Origin of the sequence: Pseudoalteromonas sp. APC 3250 (assembly GCF_030407915.1) — a bacterium.
Lineage (GTDB): Bacteria > Pseudomonadota > Gammaproteobacteria > Enterobacterales > Alteromonadaceae > Pseudoalteromonas > Pseudoalteromonas tetraodonis.
In genome coordinates this window covers 245475-261286 of sequence record NZ_JASDCM010000002.1, presented here as the reverse complement: position 1 = coordinate 261286, position 15812 = coordinate 245475, and the positions used below count along the sequence as shown (strand labels likewise).

Annotated in this window: 11 protein-coding genes and 1 pseudogene; 6 read left to right on the top strand and 6 right to left on the bottom strand. The window is 40.8% G+C overall.

All coding sequences use genetic code 11. The features are described 5' to 3' along the window. Positions 1-4: 4 nt before the first annotated feature. Positions 5-2260, top strand: a complete 2256-nt coding sequence (locus QL986_RS03565) for an EAL domain-containing protein (RefSeq protein WP_290191194.1) — start codon at positions 5-7, stop codon at positions 2258-2260. Position 2261: 1 nt separating this feature from the next. Here QL986_RS03565 and QL986_RS03560 read toward each other — a convergent pair whose 3' ends face one another. The 4 genes from QL986_RS03560 to QL986_RS03545 are packed head-to-tail and all read right to left on the bottom strand — an operon-like array spanning position 2262 to position 8070. Further along, on the bottom strand, positions 2262-3269 hold the full coding sequence (locus tag QL986_RS03560) for an L-threonylcarbamoyladenylate synthase (protein ID WP_290191193.1): 1008 nt from the start codon (positions 3267-3269) through the stop codon (positions 2262-2264). Positions 3270-3277: 8 nt separating this feature from the next. Then, the gene (locus QL986_RS03555; RefSeq protein WP_290191192.1) at positions 3278-4075 is read right to left on the bottom strand and encodes a DUF6671 family protein; all 798 of its coding nucleotides are present in this window, start codon (positions 4073-4075) and stop codon (positions 3278-3280) included. Positions 4076-4078: 3 nt separating this feature from the next. Continuing rightward, positions 4079-6505: a DUF2309 domain-containing protein gene (locus tag QL986_RS03550; RefSeq protein WP_290191191.1), complete on the bottom strand. Its 2427-nt coding sequence runs from the start codon at positions 6503-6505 to the stop codon at positions 4079-4081. Next, positions 6502-8070, bottom strand: a complete 1569-nt coding sequence (locus QL986_RS03545) for an NADH-quinone oxidoreductase subunit L (protein WP_290191190.1) — start codon at positions 8068-8070, stop codon at positions 6502-6504. Before QL986_RS03545 ends, QL986_RS03550 begins: the two co-directional genes overlap by 4 nt. A 96-nt stretch (positions 8071-8166) precedes the next feature. Here QL986_RS03545 and QL986_RS03540 point away from each other — a divergent pair, with 96 nt between their 5' ends. The 3 genes from QL986_RS03540 to QL986_RS03530 all read left to right on the top strand — a co-directional run bounded on the left by QL986_RS03540 (position 8167) and on the right by QL986_RS03530 (position 11641). Next, entirely contained in the window at positions 8167-9045 is an 879-nt protein-coding gene (locus tag QL986_RS03540; RefSeq protein WP_028834276.1) for a LysR family transcriptional regulator, read from the top strand. Between the two features lie 119 nt (positions 9046-9164). Next, complete coding sequence (locus tag QL986_RS03535; RefSeq protein WP_290191189.1) at positions 9165-11120, top strand: hypothetical protein; 1956 nt, start codon at positions 9165-9167, stop codon at positions 11118-11120. Positions 11121-11182: 62 nt separating this feature from the next. Continuing rightward, a complete protein-coding gene (locus tag QL986_RS03530; RefSeq protein WP_290191188.1) occupies positions 11183-11641 on the top strand; it encodes a thioredoxin family protein in 459 nt (152 codons plus the stop codon). Positions 11642-11667: 26 nt separating this feature from the next. Here QL986_RS03530 and QL986_RS03525 read toward each other — a convergent pair whose 3' ends face one another. Together QL986_RS03525 and QL986_RS03520 are read right to left on the bottom strand one after the other, a co-directional pair. After that, entirely contained in the window at positions 11668-12978 is a 1311-nt protein-coding gene (locus QL986_RS03525; RefSeq protein ID WP_290191187.1) for a DASH family cryptochrome, read from the bottom strand. 131 nt (positions 12979-13109) lie between these two features. After that, entirely contained in the window at positions 13110-14837 is a 1728-nt protein-coding gene (locus QL986_RS03520; protein WP_290191186.1) for a DUF885 domain-containing protein, read from the bottom strand. A gap of 200 nt (positions 14838-15037) precedes the next feature. On the opposite strand from QL986_RS03520, the pseudogene QL986_RS03515 reads away from it, so the two are divergent. Further along, positions 15038-15211 (top strand): annotated as a pseudogene (locus tag QL986_RS03515) (DUF4202 domain-containing protein); the annotation flags it as partial. A gap of 41 nt (positions 15212-15252) precedes the next feature. Beyond that, complete coding sequence (locus QL986_RS03510; protein ID WP_058155741.1) at positions 15253-15759, top strand: zf-TFIIB domain-containing protein; 507 nt, start codon at positions 15253-15255, stop codon at positions 15757-15759. Positions 15760-15812 lie beyond the last annotated feature (53 nt).

Sequence of the window (15812 nt, the reverse complement as noted above, 5' to 3'; positions counted from 1 at the left end):
TTAGATGGCACTAATAAAAAATAATTTATGGAAACTCTTCTGTTTTTTGCTGTTGGGTGGCTTAATTTTATTAAGCGTGCTTTTGGTTTACGAGTGGAAAAACATCAAAAAAGATTACCGCACGAGCTCCCAAAATCGTGTGGAATTTTCTGCGCAAGCACTTAAAAGCACCCTTAGAAATAAAGAGCTGATGCTAGATTTAATTGGTAGAGATATTCTCTCTAATAATAATTTACATGAAAAAACGTCGACAATTAAACTTCTTGATAATATTTTGCTAGAAAATCCCGTGTTATTAGGCTTTGGACTGTTTAATCCGCAAGGCGAGATTATTTATTACAGCTCAAACTTAAACGCTTCAACCATGATCAACCTGAAAGAAAATAAAAATACACGCCAAAGCTTTGCGCAAACCCTCGTATCAGACAAAATGGTATTAGGACAGACTTACTTTAATGAATCTTTACAAGAGTGGGTCATCCCAATAAGAAAAGCATTACGCGATAAGAGCGGCACAGTAATCGCGGTTATGACGGCAGGTATGGCGGTGTCGAGAGGGACTAAGTACTTAAATATTTTGCAAAGTAATCGTGATGATTACATCATGCTAGCAAGAGAAATAGATGGCTTTATTCAATACAGCTCGGTTAGAGATGCAGATATAGCAAGTTATATAAAAACCCAGACTAAAGAGGCATTGGGGTTATCGGGTAATGCTTTGATAGAGCAAACAGGTAAAACAAAGCAAACACTTAAATCTTCCGAGGAAGTGTTTAGCATAGAAACGACGGTAAAAGGCAAACCGTATATCACCTCAGCAAAATTTGATAACCGTTATCAGTTGTGGACTCTGTCACAAATGGCGATGCAACCAATAAAAAATCTGTATTATTGGAAAGTTGGCTTGTATGTCCTAGTTTATGTGTTTATTTGTATGGTGCTATTTTTTGGTTTTAGGCTTATTGCACGTGCTGAAAAAAAGCGTATTGATGAGCTATTCCATCTTTCAAGACATGATGATTTGACCAAACTCCCAAATCGAAAAGCGTTACGAGATAGCTTTGAAGAGAAAAAAGAAACATCGTTTAGCTTAGCAATCATTAACATTACCAACTTGCGTTCTATGAATAATCGCTTTGGCATGGAGTTTGGCGATAAAGCGATAAAAACCTTTGCTGGCTTTTTAAAAACAACATTTTTATCACCCTATTTAGTATTTAGAAATAGTGGGAATGAATTTTGTATTATTGCACCTCACACTTTTGATGAGCAAAACAGACGTGCATTCGAGCATATTTTAGAGTCAGCAATCCAGCAATATGAAACCAACAATAGTGAACGATTACTTAATATAAGTGTGGGCATAGCCTGTTATCCAGAGCATGGTATAACAAAGAGTAAGCTCGTACGAAGTGCGCATTTAGCTAACCAGTGGGCAAAAGATACCGGCCAATGGCTGTGTCATTATCATGCTGATATTAAACAAGCTTACTTACGTCGTTTAAAAGTAGAAGAGCGGCTTAATATGGCGTTAAACGAGCAGTCATTGTCTATGGCGTATCAGTGCCAAGTAAATGAACAGGGTAAAATCCATGCTATGGAGGCACTCATTCGTTGGCAAGATGGTGAGCTTGGTATGGTATCACCCGCTGAGTTTATTGCTATTGCAGAGCAAAGTGATTTAATTTTTAAAATTGGTGACTTTGTTTTAGCGCGATCTATTGGTGAGTTTGCAAAAATGCAGCAACACAGCAATACCCCTCTTGAATTGGCAATAAACATTTCAGTAATGCAATTTCAAAGTAGTGTATTTATTCCTACATTATTACACAGTTTAGAGACGCACAATGTTACTGCGCAAAGTATCATTTTAGAAATAACAGAATCCCTCTTTATGGATAATCTTGAACATGTGATTGATACGATTAAGAGCTTAAAGTCACGTGGAATACGCTTTTCAATGGATGATTTTGGCACCGGATATTCGTCATTAAGCTTATTAAGAAACTTACCGATAGATGAACTGAAAATAGATAAGAGCTTTGTTGATGATATTTTGGTGGACTCTAAATCAAATAGTATGGTGCAAAGTATTATTGCCATTGCCAACAGCCATAACTTAAGTGTTATAGCTGAAGGCGTGGAAGAACAGGCACAGTTTGATATGTTAGTTGATATTGGCTGTAAACGTTTTCAGGGGTATTACTTTTATAAACCAGTGGCAGCAGCAACGGTTATTGAATACCTAACGGTTAATTAACTTATCCTGCAAATACTGTGGTGGCACGGCTAAGGCGGTCATTCACAGCCCCCCACTCACTGCTTACTGGCGGCTTTTCGATATAAATATTCATCGGTGTTGTCTCATCGATATGATGCAGCGTTTTATACATGTTTTTAGCATACTCAACAGGGCAAGCACTTAGCTTAGTAATGTACTGAGGCGAAATGTGATTAGCTAATAACTGTTGCTCTGCCTTGGTTGAATAGATTAAATAATGTGTTTGCAAATGGGGAGTGTTACTCAAAACACTTTGAAAGTCTGCGCTATTAATAAGTATTGCAGGAGCATGGGGCTGATAATGCGCCTTTACATTGCCAGGCACTGCCTCATTATGTGAAAGCGGTGTAGTGACATTCAGTCCGGTTTTTTGCAAAATATCTGCAGCGGATATAGGTCCTGGGCGTAAAATGCGAAGCTGCTCAGTGGTGGCATCAACAATCGTTGATTCAATACCCACATCACATTGACCGCCCTCTAATACCGCGCTAATTCGGCCATTTAAATCGCGCATAACATGGGCTGTGTTTATTGGGCTTAGTTGTTTGTAGCGATTAGCTGAGGGAGCTGCAAGCCCAGTATTTAATTGTTTTAAAACGGCTAAAAATTGCGGATGTGCTGGTACGCGTAAACCAATGCTATTCAAGCCACCTGTTACAGGGCTATTTAAATTATCTTTTGTATTTAAAATAAGTGTGAGCGGGCCTGGCCAAAAGGCTTCAGCAAGTGTAATCGCTGCCTTATTTACATTTTTTGCCCAGTAGTGCACATGTGATAGTTCAGGAATATGCACAATTAATGGGTGGTTTGTTGGGCGCCCTTTAGCGGCAAATATTTTTGCTACAGCATCACTATTGCTCGCATCGGCAGCAAGGCCGTACACAGTTTCTGTGGGTAAGGCAACGCATTCGCCCGCTTTTAATAGTGCCACGGCTTGGTTAATACGCTCTTCAGTATTCAAAAATTGAGTGGGTTGTAATGATGTCATAATAACTCTTAAGGATTACAAAACTGGCAATATGTTGCATCAGCAACGCGTTTTTTATTCGTTTCAATGTGGCTAAAGCCGCAACTATCACATACTGAAGTAGTTGATTTCATTTGTTCTGTTGGCATATTACATAGCTCACAGGGCAAGCCTTTTGTGACCTGTTTAGCAACAAAGTTAGGGTTTTGGCACTGTGGGCATGTTGATGATAATCGCCTTGCAAGATCTTCTGCAGCTCGGCTAATAATTACTTGGCGTTGCGGGCTATACATGGCCCTCAGATCAGGCGTGATTGTACCTGTGCTTGGCGTTTTTTCTGTATACAAAGCAATAAGCGCTTCTATGCTAAGCCCTTTATGAAGCGTTTGGGTGTCGTCAAGTATCCAATGCTGGTTTTCATAGCGCTGACATGCAGTAGTGATTGATTCAGCACTGGTTTCACTGCTAATGCTTAAGCTGCTCGGCGAAAATGGCCCACCAGAGTATCCATAAATAGCATTGTTATTGTGTTTATCATAAAAACAAATAACTTCTTCGTCCCAGTTCATTAAACCCGGATACGGCCCACCCCCAAAACTGCCTTCACTGCCAAGCCCAAATTGCTCGCCTGTGAGTTCACATGCGCGCTGAGCTTTTGTCAGTGCCGCTGTGTTGGCACTACAATGACGTTGTACTTCGTGACTAAACATCCCAAGTGTATCGGTATCAAATAAATCAGTAGTGAATACCTCAAAACCAAGTGGCTCCAAAGCGGGAGCTACTAAAGGCGCCTTTTTATGTTTCGTGGCAATGACTATCTTTGGCATAGCTTATATTGGCTCATTAGAGGCTGAAATAGTTGAGAAATGTCCATTTTCGAACTGCTCTAGGGTATTATCATCGCCCCAGCGAATGAGAGTGAGCCAATGGTTATCAATCAGCTCCTTCACCATGACATGTTTGTTATAAATTGCCGCGATTGCCGATTGCGGCGCAGCAATATATACATTAAGGCGAATTGGTTCGTGCATCCATTTTTCCCCATTGTGCAGTGACTGCATGGCTAAGCCAATACGAAGGTCACCGCCATTACCTTCAAATAATCCAATATTACCGCCGACTGCATTGTGGAGTATTTTATTACCACTGCCGTATTTATGGTTGTCGGTAACCGAGGCATTATATTGACTATTGATCCAATGGGTTACTATCATGGGTGCGGTCATGATCAGTTCTAATACCGCAAATTCGTTATCGTTTTCCCATTCATAATCATGTAAAAAACAGCGTCCTTGTAAGTTAACACTGCGAGTCCATGCTCGTGGTGCAACAATAAAGGCGGCGTTATTAGCAAGCCCCCATTCTGGGCGTACTTGCGACCAATCGCGGGCACGCTGATGATAAGCATGGTTAATTTCATCCGCGGTTTTATTAACTAACTGCGGGTCGATATTTACTAAGCGTTCTTGCTGAGCGGTTTGCGTGGCAACAGTTAGCCATTTTTTCAGATTGTCATTAAGCTCGGTATCGTAAGCGGTGATGACATCCGTGGTTGTGTTATGAATAGCGGCAATAAATTGCGTGCTATGTGCCAGTGTTAGCCCTCGCTCTTTAAGCGCTTGGCGCACTTGGGTATCGTTTAGTAAGTTAGCCAGCACGCGTACATTAACTTCGCCACTTTGCCCTCCACAGGCTCCACATTCTAGGCCAGCGCTGTGCAAGTTATTAGTTGTATGACTGGCGTGACCTACCAACATAACATGCGGCGCAAACTCTTTTATTCCTAAGGTGTTAAGCACTTTTTGAGCTAAGTCGGTTTTGTCTTTTAGTGTCAGTTGTTGCTGGTTTTGTGTTAATTGCCAGTCGGTGGTTGCGCACTTTTTAGCTTTACCTTTAGATAAAAAGGTATTTTTTATTAATTTAAATGCATACAGCCAGCCTGCTGATTCAACCATAGAAAACGATGAGGGGGCTGATTTTGACCAACTTTGCCATGTAGCACTATTTTGACGAGATGCTTCAAGCGCCGCGTCTTTGCGTGTTTGTGTGGCATGTATAGCTGGTTTGAGTAGCCCGGGTAGTTGAGGACGAGTAATTGCACTACCATTTTCTTGATATTCTAGTGGCAAGCCAAAAAAACCGGCAAAGCCGAAGGTTTCTATATTTTTACTTTGCGATTCAAGCGCGCGGCGAATAACCTCTGAGCGTACATCAATACAAAACACCGCTTGTAATTGAGCGTTGTTCACTGGGGTTTTAGTGGCGCTTTGCAGTGCATGATTAAGCGGGTATTGATAGCTCAGCTCCAGTGCTTTTGCCCACACCCATAATGGCTTTTGTGCTAATTTGTGTGCATGCAGGCGCTCAACTACGAGTGACTTTTCTTGCTGCCACTGACTTTGTAGTTGTTTAAATGAAGCACTATCATGATCTGCCAGATACTGCCAAATAACCAAGTCCCATGCCATTCGCATGGCCAGTAGCTGTTTCATATCATCTTTGGGTTTAGCGTAAAGTTGGCCTTGGAATCGCAAATACGCCAACCACGATGCCCAACCATTAATATCTAAAAGCAGCGAATGAGCATATAACTCTAACGAGTCGTTATCTATATTAAGGGTTGAGAGTGTTAGTGCAATCAGTTCATCAGCGCAAGTGGGCAGTCGTTTAAAGTAGCCATTTAAATGTTTTTCATCCATTACAATACTAATGCCTTTATCCGCTTGAATAACGGTTAACCAATGGCGATATAAAGGTGATTGTGATGATGTGTCATCACCATGAAGCATAGGGCCAAGCTGCTGATAATGTGCGGCACAAAACTGACTCAGTTGATGGGTGATTTCATCATGCCAAGCCATTTTATGTTTATTGCGCTGCTGGTCGAGTAAATCTGCAATGTTGTGCCAATCCACTAAAGGAACATCAATGTGAAGGGTTTTTATGAGTTGCTCATGCGTAAAGTCACTGTTAAGTAACTTGGCTGCATCGGCTAAGTGGTTATCAGTAATTATGCCGTTGTCGTACTTGTGCTGATAAAAGTCTTTAGGCATGAGCATATTGGCATTACATAAGGTATCAATGCGTGCGCTTACATCTTCAATAGGCAGGTGGCGCATTTCCCAAAATGGGTTAACGGCAATCATCTGATCTAAAGGCCAGTTTGGTGCTATGTAACCGCATACTTTATTAAGTATGTTGTTTTCAGTGTCACTTAACGATAATGCCGTGTGATTTGAATGCGTTTGATTGCTCATTTTGATTCCTCAACGGTGATTCCAGCTGCATGATTTTTTAAATCGGTGTGGCCATTATTAGGTAAATTTATCGGCCATATTTTTAGGGTTAACCGCGTAAACCACTCATCTAAATACAAACCTGCAAATAATAGGGTGGAAAGTGATTTAACCTGTGGTCGCCAAGACTGGTAGCGTAAAAAGTAGCTGGCAATCATTAACGTTAAAATAAGGGCTATTACCCAGCTATCGGCGAGGCTAAATGCAGCTTCGCGCCACTGCTCAAGCTCTAGTGCTAAAGTAAATATATTTTTAGCAACCACATAACTAATAACAACTAATAGTGCGACTAGCAGTTTTTTACTGTGAGTTTGCACGCTAGAAGCGCCATGTTGGTTGGCCAGTAAAATAGTTAAAGCCGATGCTAAAAGTAGCCACACACTGACCGCGCCTTGATAGCCGCTAATGAACCATGCAGCGCTAACTAGGGTAATCGACACCAATGCCCCCGTTAACCAAGCAAAGCACGTGGGTGATTGTTTTGGAATGTGGCGGCGAATCAGATCTTCGTTTACACCGTTGCCTGAGTTTAAAAATGCAAAGGCTTTATAGGTTGAATGAGTAACAAGGTGAAGCAGAGCCAGTTCAAATAATCCCAGCGCACATTCTATGAGCATTAATCCCATTTGCGCACTGGTAGACCAAGCAAGCCTTACTTTAACGCTTATTCGGGTAGTCATTATCAAAGCGCTGATCACCGTAGTTAAACCAGCAATAATTAAAATTAACCACTGTGCAGCCGCAGCTTGAATAAACAAAGGCGCAAATAAAATTAATAAAAAGCCACCTAAATTTATCACCCCAGCATGCAATAAGGCACTGACGGGTGTAGGCACCTCAACCACTTTGATTAGCCAGCCATGCATAGGCAACTGAGCACATTTGATTAAAGCTGCAAAAGCGATTAAAAAGGCCGCGAGTTGTTCAGCCAAAGATAGCGGTAGTGTGGTGGTGTGATAAAAAGTAGTGATATCGCTAATGTATAGGCTGTTGTGAGTAACCGATAAAATAATAAATGCGACGAGTAATAAGGATTCGGCTACGCGTGCCACAATAAACTTTTTATGAGCGGCGAGTACCGCACGAGGGCGCTCAGGATAAAACATTAATAGCTTGTGCAGTGCTAAACTAATTGCCACCCAGCCTAGCCAAAATAGCGCTAAGTGATTGCTCATAACTACAATCAGCACTGCGGTTACGGTTAATAGCAGCCAGCGCCAAAAGTAGTTTACACGTGGCTCACCTTGCATATAGTGTTTGCAAAACCGAATTAATATTAGCGTTATGAACAGGATTAGTCCTAGCATAATAGCGCGGGTCACTGAGAGCGATAAGAAACTCAGTAAATCAAAGGCAAAAATACGATAAAGTGCAACGGCACTGATAAATGCAACACTATTAAATAGCATCACTTTAAACAGTACATTGCCATTTGAGGCACAAGGTTGTCGGCCAATTAGCCACGCTGCTATAAATGTACTCAATGGCATCATTAGTAATAACAACGAAATAATATACTCGCTCATTCAGTGCTCCTTATTTAGTTATTGGAGTATGACAAACTAGATAACTAAATAAAAATAGATATAATGCATATAAACGTTCTATAAAAGAGAACTATAATGAGCCGTTTGAACTACCATCACTTGTATTATTTTTGGTCTGTTGCCCGAATTGGTAACTTAACCCAAGCCGCTAAAGAGCTGCATTTATCGCAGTCAGCGCTCTCCACTCAAATTAAACAGCTAGAGCACACCATTAATATTGAGTTATTTGAACGTAAAGGACGTACCTTGGCGTTAACCGATATGGGAAAGCGGGTGCAAATGTACGCTAACGATATATTCACTAAGGGCGAAGAACTGTCGTCTTTTATTCATAAAGGGATGATTTCCCAAACTCAGCATTTATCAATCGGGGTGCTTAATACGCTCTCTCGTAACTTTATCGAGGAATTTATAAACCCTTTAATGAGTAACGACGAAGTACGCTTTTCGCTTACTGCAGGGCGTATGGATGGGCTGTTAAATGGTTTGGCAGAGCACGAACTGGATCTAGTTTTAACTAATAAACCAATCGGGCTTGAGCATTACGATCAACTATGGCAAAGCCAGTTGGTATCTCGCCAGCCATTAGCCATAGTGGGCCCTGCAGATAAAAAAACACGCGGTCAATTTCCTACCGGTTACACAGATGCACAATGGGTGCTACCCAGTAAAACCTCCGCGATTAGAGACTCATTTAATGCTTTGTGTGCCCGCTGGCAATATCAGCCAAAAATAAAAGCAGAGGCTGATGATATGGCTATGCTGCGATTACTTGCTCGTGATAGTGGTGCACTATCGGTATTGCCCTCAGTCGTCGTAAAAGATGAAATAGAACAAGGCCTATTAGTTGAATACCAACGTTTACCTGATGCATTTGAGCACTTTTATGCCATTACCGCACAGCGCAAATTTGTACCTGATATACTCAAATCATTGCTCGCCAAAACGTGTTAATTACTTTTAAACTAACGTTTTTATTAAAATATTTTATGCTTGAATAATAAAAAAAGAATTAAAGGTTTTAATTAGATGGCCGACAAAGTACTTAATTGTACTGAAGATTAAGGATAATCATGGTTAATAAACTACAAGGCAATTATGCTAACCTAAATGCGTTGCTTGCCCAATCAGTCAATAATTCAAACCACAGCAATGTGTCCACAGGCTTACAATCGAGAGCTCACTTAGCGCCAAGCACGGCAACAATCACTGATGAAATGCTCAGTCAGTTTAGTGACCAACAAGTCGATCAAATACTTAATCAGCAATTATCCTCGTTACTCACGATTTCCAGCGCACCCAGTGGCTCAAATTATAAGCTCTCCAGTGAAGAGGTTGCGCTGCGAACGGTTATCAGCTCTCAGCAAGAGGGCCTATTAAAAAATGAAAGTAGTGATCAGTTAATTGAGCGTTTAAACAGCTCGGTAAAAAATATTCAAGGCGCTTATGCTAACACTAGCGATATTTTATCAAACTTGGGGCAGCTTGGGTTCAATCAAAAAACGTTTTTAGCATCTAGCCAACAGCGTGTTGAACGCTCACTTAATCCTTTCATGGAAAGCTTTAATCGCGAGCGATTTGAAGACGATGTTAACTATGGGTTTGAGCTTTCGGTAAAAACCAAAGAAGGTGATGTTATCAATATCGCCTTTCATTCTGCGCAAGGTTATGATGAGGAAACAGGAGAAACCACTGACGAATTTAGCGTAAGTTATGAAGTAGATGGCGACTTATCTGAGACTGAACACCAAGCATTAACGCAAGTACTTTCTGGTGTTGGTGAAATGGCGGATGAATTTTTTAAGGCTAAACAAAGCGCTTACAGTCGTTACGTACCCGCAAACCAAACTGATTTAGATTTAAGCTTTTTAAGCAATTTTGATAATAAACAGCTTTCGGGTTTTGATTTGTATTTTTCAACGTCAGAGGGAAATACTGTCGATGCTGATGGAGCGATGCTCGGAACAGATAATGAGCTTAATTTAAGCTATACCCTTGATGAAGATTCTGAGCAGCAAATACTGGAGTTCGAATCGGTAAACGGACAAAACAATATTGATTTTTCGCTTGATATGTCAACCATTGGCGCTCAAGACAAAAGCCAAATGCAGCAATACATAAAAGCGCTTGATAAAAGTTTAGAAGATAGCCAGCTCAATAGCTCTGAGAAAAGTACACGTTCGGCGTTTGGCCAAAAAAGTGATGAAGTAATGAAACAAGGGTTGGCTGTATTTAAAAGTGCGTTTAGTAGTATGTCATCAGCCGCTGAGCGCTATAGTCAAATAGAGTCAGTAGCTACACAGCAGTTTACTAACGGACGCGAGCTAGTAGCTGATTTGGTTGACAATATGATCACCCGTGATCCACGTTATCAAGGACTAGGAAGTAGTGATAAAAATTCCCTAGGTGACGGGATTTCTAAGTTAGCTGATTTTGATGCGAAATTTTCTTTTGCAATGGATCAAGGTGATTACATAGCAACAAGCACCACAAAGCTGAGTCAAAATACAGAACACCAAAAGTCAGCAGGATTAACTGGGGTTACTCAAGATAAAGCGGCGAGCACCCGCTTTAATTATGAAGAAGGTAACCGCTCTGACATCCCCCCTGATTATTATGATAAACAAGAAAATTACACTATTGGCACGGCTGTAAAAAATAACGAATTGGTTGGCGTTGATCAGGCTCATGAGGTGGATGTAGATAAAAAAGTGTATCAGTTTAATCCCGAAATATCTCAATACGAGCTAAAAAAGGAATTAAAAGAAACAACCACCAGTGAGAGCAATATTCGTCTTATTAACGATATTTGGCTCGAGAAAAATGAAGATAGTCATCGTATGGATGAAAGAAAACGACTCAGTGGTGTGGGGGCGACGAATGAGTTTAGAACAACATCGAGTTATTCACATACGCAATTAGTGACGTTAATCGGTGATTTAGATAAATTAGAACAAAACAAAGAAGCCAAACGTGAGTACTTAGCGGTTTTATCGCAAGTGAATGATTTTATGGATAAAAGTAAATAAATTTTATTCACTTCAGTTCGATTATGGGTATAGTAGCTAAAATGCTATTTAAGTATAAGATTATGTTAAAACAATTAATTTTACTCTTTATTTTGACTCTACCACTGGCAGTGAATGCAACGCTCAAACCACACTCAGACGCTATGACTGCTAAGCGTTTACTAAGCGAACACGATAAATTTGCTAAGCAATACCAAGCATTTTCGCCCACATTGCAAGACGTTGCATTGATGCAAAAATTAGCAGGTAAAGAGCTGTTAGTGCTTTTAGGTAGCTGGTGTCATGACAGTGCTCGCGAAGTACCTCGATTAATAAAGTTACTTGATGAGTCTAAGGTTGAACTTTCGAAAATAACCTTTGTTACTGTAGGTTATGACAAACGTGATGAGGCAGGTATTGCGCTAGCGCATGACTTACAATATACCCCCACTTTTATTATTAAGCATAACGGGGTTGAAATTAACCGCGTAGTAGAAAAACCCAGCGGCACTCTCGCCCAAGATTTGACCTTGGGCTTATAGCCAGTATTATGTTCGAGGTTTTATTATTACACAGGCCAGTCGGCGGCGTCTAAGTCATCTAACTGTGCATCGCAGTGCTCATTCCCTTGCCATTTGGCAATATATTCACCGTGTGGGTCGTATTGCTGGGTTTGTTTTGCCAAATTAAAGTGTCGCCCACCGCGCGGATCGACCCCAACCCCAGCAATATATTGCCAGTTGCCCCAATTAGCGGCTACATCGTAATCAATAAGTTGTTGTTCAAAGTAAGCAGCGCCATAGCGCCAGTCTAGTTGTAGTTCGTTGACCAAACAGCTGGCTGCAATTTGTCGTGAACGGTTAGTGATAAAGCCCGTTGCGTTAAGCTCTTTCATAATAGCGTTAACCAGCGGATAAGGGGTACTGCCTTGGCACCATTTTGCAAATCGATTTGGACTAAAGGTTGTAAGTGGCGGGCTTTGTTTTTTACCTTTAAAAGTAAATAACTGATGCTTCACATTAACTGCATGCCACTTAAAATACTCACGCCAGAGTAATTCAAACTTGATCCAGTAAGTTGATTCATTTCCCCCATGCTGCGCTTCATAAGCATCTACTGCACAAAAAATTTGCTTGGCACTAATACAACCAAAAGCCAGCCAGCTACTAAATTTAGTTGATTTATCAAAGCCATCCAGCTCATTACGGGTGATTTTATAGCTGCTTGGTAAAGCTGATGAAAAGTACTGTAGACAATGCGCAAGGCCGGCTTTGTGTCCACCTTGGAGTAAAGGGTTTCCTGTTGGCGGCTCTGATATAGGCTGTTTAGCACATAAAATAATAGGCGGTGGAAGTCTTTTTGCTGAGAACGGCACTGCGGATAAACTGATACCAGTGGCTTCGATTTTTTTTCTAAAAGGGGTAAAGCCGGTTGGTAAATCAGCAAGTTCAAAGGGCAGTTGTTGCTGTTGATATAAGGTATCTTGCATCACAGATTTAAATACCACAGTAGCGCATTTCGATTTAAGCGCGGTAATTTGGCGTTGCTCATAAACGCCTATTTGCTCGCTATAAACAACTTCATCAATGCCAAGCTCATTAATACGCTGTGTTAATACCCTTACCGGATCGCCTTCTAAAATATGCAAGGTTTGGCCAAGCCCTAAAACAGACTCCTGTAGCTCGTATAGGCTTTGCATTAGAAAGCGATGTTTATGTACACCATAGGGTTTTTGTTGATGGTTATTGCTTTTAAACCAAGCAGGATTGATCACAAATACGATATCAAGTTCACATTGTTGTTGTGATAAATCATTGAGTATGGGGTTGTCATCAATGCGCAAATCATTTTGCAGCCAATACAGAATACGTTTTTTCATACTTAAGCTCTGGTTTTTAAAATCATTAACTTTACGAAGCAAAAGTGGGTAGGGATTAGTTTTGAGGTGTTTAATAGGGCTTTAAAAAGAGGCGGCAACAATACCGCCACTCATTTTTTTCTAACTTTATTTTAAATAGCTGATTTTTGCTGTGCTATCCAGTCATTAATTACATCTTCAAGTACCGCCATAGGGAGTGAACCTTGACCAATAACGGTATCGTGGAAGCTGCGAATATCAAATTTTGCGCCTAGCTGTTTTTCTGCTTTGGCACGTAGTTCGCGTATTTTAATTTCGCCCATTTTGTATGAAAGCGCTTGGCCTGGCCAAGAAATATAGCGGTCTATTTGATCTTCCACTGCGCTTTGTGGCAAAGCGGTATGATCAGCCAAATAATCAATCGCCTTTTGGCGGCTCCAGCCAAAGGCATGAATACCGGTATCAACCACTAAGCGCACAGCGCGCCACATTTCGTAGCCTAAACGGCCAAAGTCACTGTATGGGCTTTGGTAAAAGCCCGCTTCTTTACCTAAACGCTCTGTATAAAGTGCCCAGCCTTCGCCAAAAGCAGAGTGACTAAGTGTGCGTCTAAATTTAGGAACGTCTAATTCCATTGCAATGGCGTTTTGTAAATGATGCCCAGGTATGGCTTCGTGCAGACTAAGTGCTTCTAAATTATATAAAGGCTGTAGCTTTGGAGTTGAGGCTAAAAAGTAAGTCCCCGGTGAGCGGTTATCAGCAGGTGGCATATAAAACGCACCGCGACTCGCTGAGCCTTTTATAGTAAAGGTGTTACGCGGCAAATGGCCAAAGTAAGTGGGGAGTTTGCCATACATTTTTTGGGTTATAAAAGCGGTCTTTTCGAGCAAGTCTTGGGGATCGGTTGCGTAAAATTGCTCATCGGTTGCCAAAAATTCTAAAAACTCGCTATAGCTGCCATCAAAGCTAACTTCATCAATAATACTTTGCATTTGCGCTTTGATGCGTGCCACTTCTTTAAGGCCAAGCTCATGGATTTGCTTGGGGGTCGCATTTGTTGTGGTGTAATAATTTACTGTATATTTGTAATAATCAAGGCCCCCTTTGATGCTTGCAATACCGGGCTGCGCTCTACAATGTGGCATATACTCGTTTTCAAAAAAGTCGTAAAAGTGCTCGTAAGCAGGCACGACTTTTGAGGCAATTAACGCTTTAGCTTTATTTTGGTAAGTTTCTTTTTGCGCTGCAGTAAATGTATTAGGGATGCGAGTAAATGGCTCATATAAGGCGCTATTCTCAGGTTGTTTAACTATATGGGCGCTAATACTTTGGCCATAATTTTTAAACGTTTCGCAGTAGTGGGTAAAACCAGTTTGAATGCCTTGCTTCAGTAAATTAATGTTTTGCTGATTAAAGCGCGGGTAATCACCAAGGCTCACTAAAAAGGCATCGTAATCCTCGGCGGTTAAAAAGGCCATGTTAGCCGGCGCTTCTGCAAAGTAAGTATGCCAGCCACTTAAAAAATTAACCGGAAAGTATTTATCTTGGTAAAGGTAGCTTTGCTGCTCGGTTTCTCGCTCATATTTAAACAAGCGGTAGTTCATTAACTGCTCGCTATTGAGCGTTTTAGGATCAATGCTGGCTAAGTTTTTTAGTACGCTGTTGTTGTAAGCTTGGCGCTTCGCAATGGCTTGCTCGCTCCAATCGGGTAGGGGGCCGTTGGGCTTCCAACCATCAGGATCAGTTCTAAAAAATATTTTCTCAGCTTTGGCGTTTTGCCAGTGGTTATCAATAATGGTTTTTAAATCGCTGTTACTGTCGGCTAAGCTTGGCAGCGAGGTGGCTGCTAAGGCAATAGCTAAAATTGTTTTTTTTAGCATGTTGAATTTCACTTTTTAAAATTTTAATTATTATTTATGCGCGCTGATTTTATGATAATAACAAGTTCACTCAATTAATGCGTTGGTTTTTAACAGCAGTCTAGCTTATTGTTTTACTGGTGTTTAAAATAAAACATATTGGGGTGGCGATATTTAATAACGTATTTTGCTAACCGATAAGGCGAATAGCCAACACCCAAATATTTATTGAGCATTTCATGCTTAGCTTTGCAGGTTCGAAATCCGATTATGATGAAGAAAAATGGATTGGGATTACTCGCTGTACTTGGAAAAAAATGTCAGATAATGCACATGAGTTTGTATTGGCAGGTCACACACCATTAATTGGCCTGATACACAAAGCGTTAGAATAACTATTTAACTTTAGGTATTAAAATAAAAAGGATTTTTGAAAATGTTGTGCCCTCGAACAAATACACCATTGGAGCCTATATTAGTTGGCGGTATCACTGTTTATACATCGTCGTTAGGCGGCGTTTTTTTCGATAACAGCCAAATTTTTAAATTTAGCTCGCCAGAGTTAAAACATGGTCAGGTTTTACTTAAGTATTTGAGTAATTATGCCGAAGGTGAGGGTGAAGTCGCAATGCGAGTAAATTGCCCTAAATGCCCAAGCATAGTGATGATGCGTAGGTATTTTTCACCGCTAAAAGCAGTTGAAATAGATGAATGCCCAAGCTGTGCAGGAATATGGCTTGATAGTGGCGAATTAAGCAAAATACACGAAAACCATTTAACACCCAAAGAACGAAAACTGCTAGCCCATGAAATGGCCACCAATCATGGGTTTATAACTATTAAGCCGCCAAAATCAAAATATTACCCCAAAGCGCCTAAAAATGTTCAAGGCACCACAGTTGAACGGCTGGTGCAATTAGCATTAATTAATTTTGAATCATAAAAAACGGCGTACTATAAAGTACGCCGTTTTATTAAACTGACTTAATCAAAATC

Excerpts from the sequence above, each read along its gene's own strand:
- QL986_RS03540 (WP_028834276.1), top strand. The coding sequence starts at position 8,167 with ATGAGCCGTTTGAACTACCATCACTTGTATTATTTTTGGTCTGTTGCC.
- QL986_RS03525 (WP_290191187.1), bottom strand. The coding sequence starts at position 12,978 with ATGAAAAAACGTATTCTGTATTGGCTGCAAAATGATTTGCGCATTGAT.
- QL986_RS03555 (WP_290191192.1), bottom strand. The coding sequence starts at position 4,075 with ATGCCAAAGATAGTCATTGCCACGAAACATAAAAAGGCGCCTTTAGTA.
- QL986_RS03545 (WP_290191190.1), bottom strand. The coding sequence starts at position 8,070 with ATGAGCGAGTATATTATTTCGTTGTTATTACTAATGATGCCATTGAGT.
- QL986_RS03550 (WP_290191191.1), bottom strand. The coding sequence starts at position 6,505 with ATGAGCAATCAAACGCATTCAAATCACACGGCATTATCGTTAAGTGAC.
- QL986_RS03520 (WP_290191186.1), bottom strand. The coding sequence starts at position 14,837 with ATGCTAAAAAAAACAATTTTAGCTATTGCCTTAGCAGCCACCTCGCTG.
- QL986_RS03530 (WP_290191188.1), top strand. The coding sequence starts at position 11,183 with ATGTTAAAACAATTAATTTTACTCTTTATTTTGACTCTACCACTGGCA.
- QL986_RS03510 (WP_058155741.1), top strand. The coding sequence starts at position 15,253 with ATGTTGTGCCCTCGAACAAATACACCATTGGAGCCTATATTAGTTGGC.
- QL986_RS03535 (WP_290191189.1), top strand. The coding sequence starts at position 9,165 with ATGGTTAATAAACTACAAGGCAATTATGCTAACCTAAATGCGTTGCTT.
- QL986_RS03560 (WP_290191193.1), bottom strand. The coding sequence starts at position 3,269 with ATGACATCATTACAACCCACTCAATTTTTGAATACTGAAGAGCGTATT.
- QL986_RS03565 (WP_290191194.1), top strand. The coding sequence starts at position 5 with ATGGCACTAATAAAAAATAATTTATGGAAACTCTTCTGTTTTTTGCTG.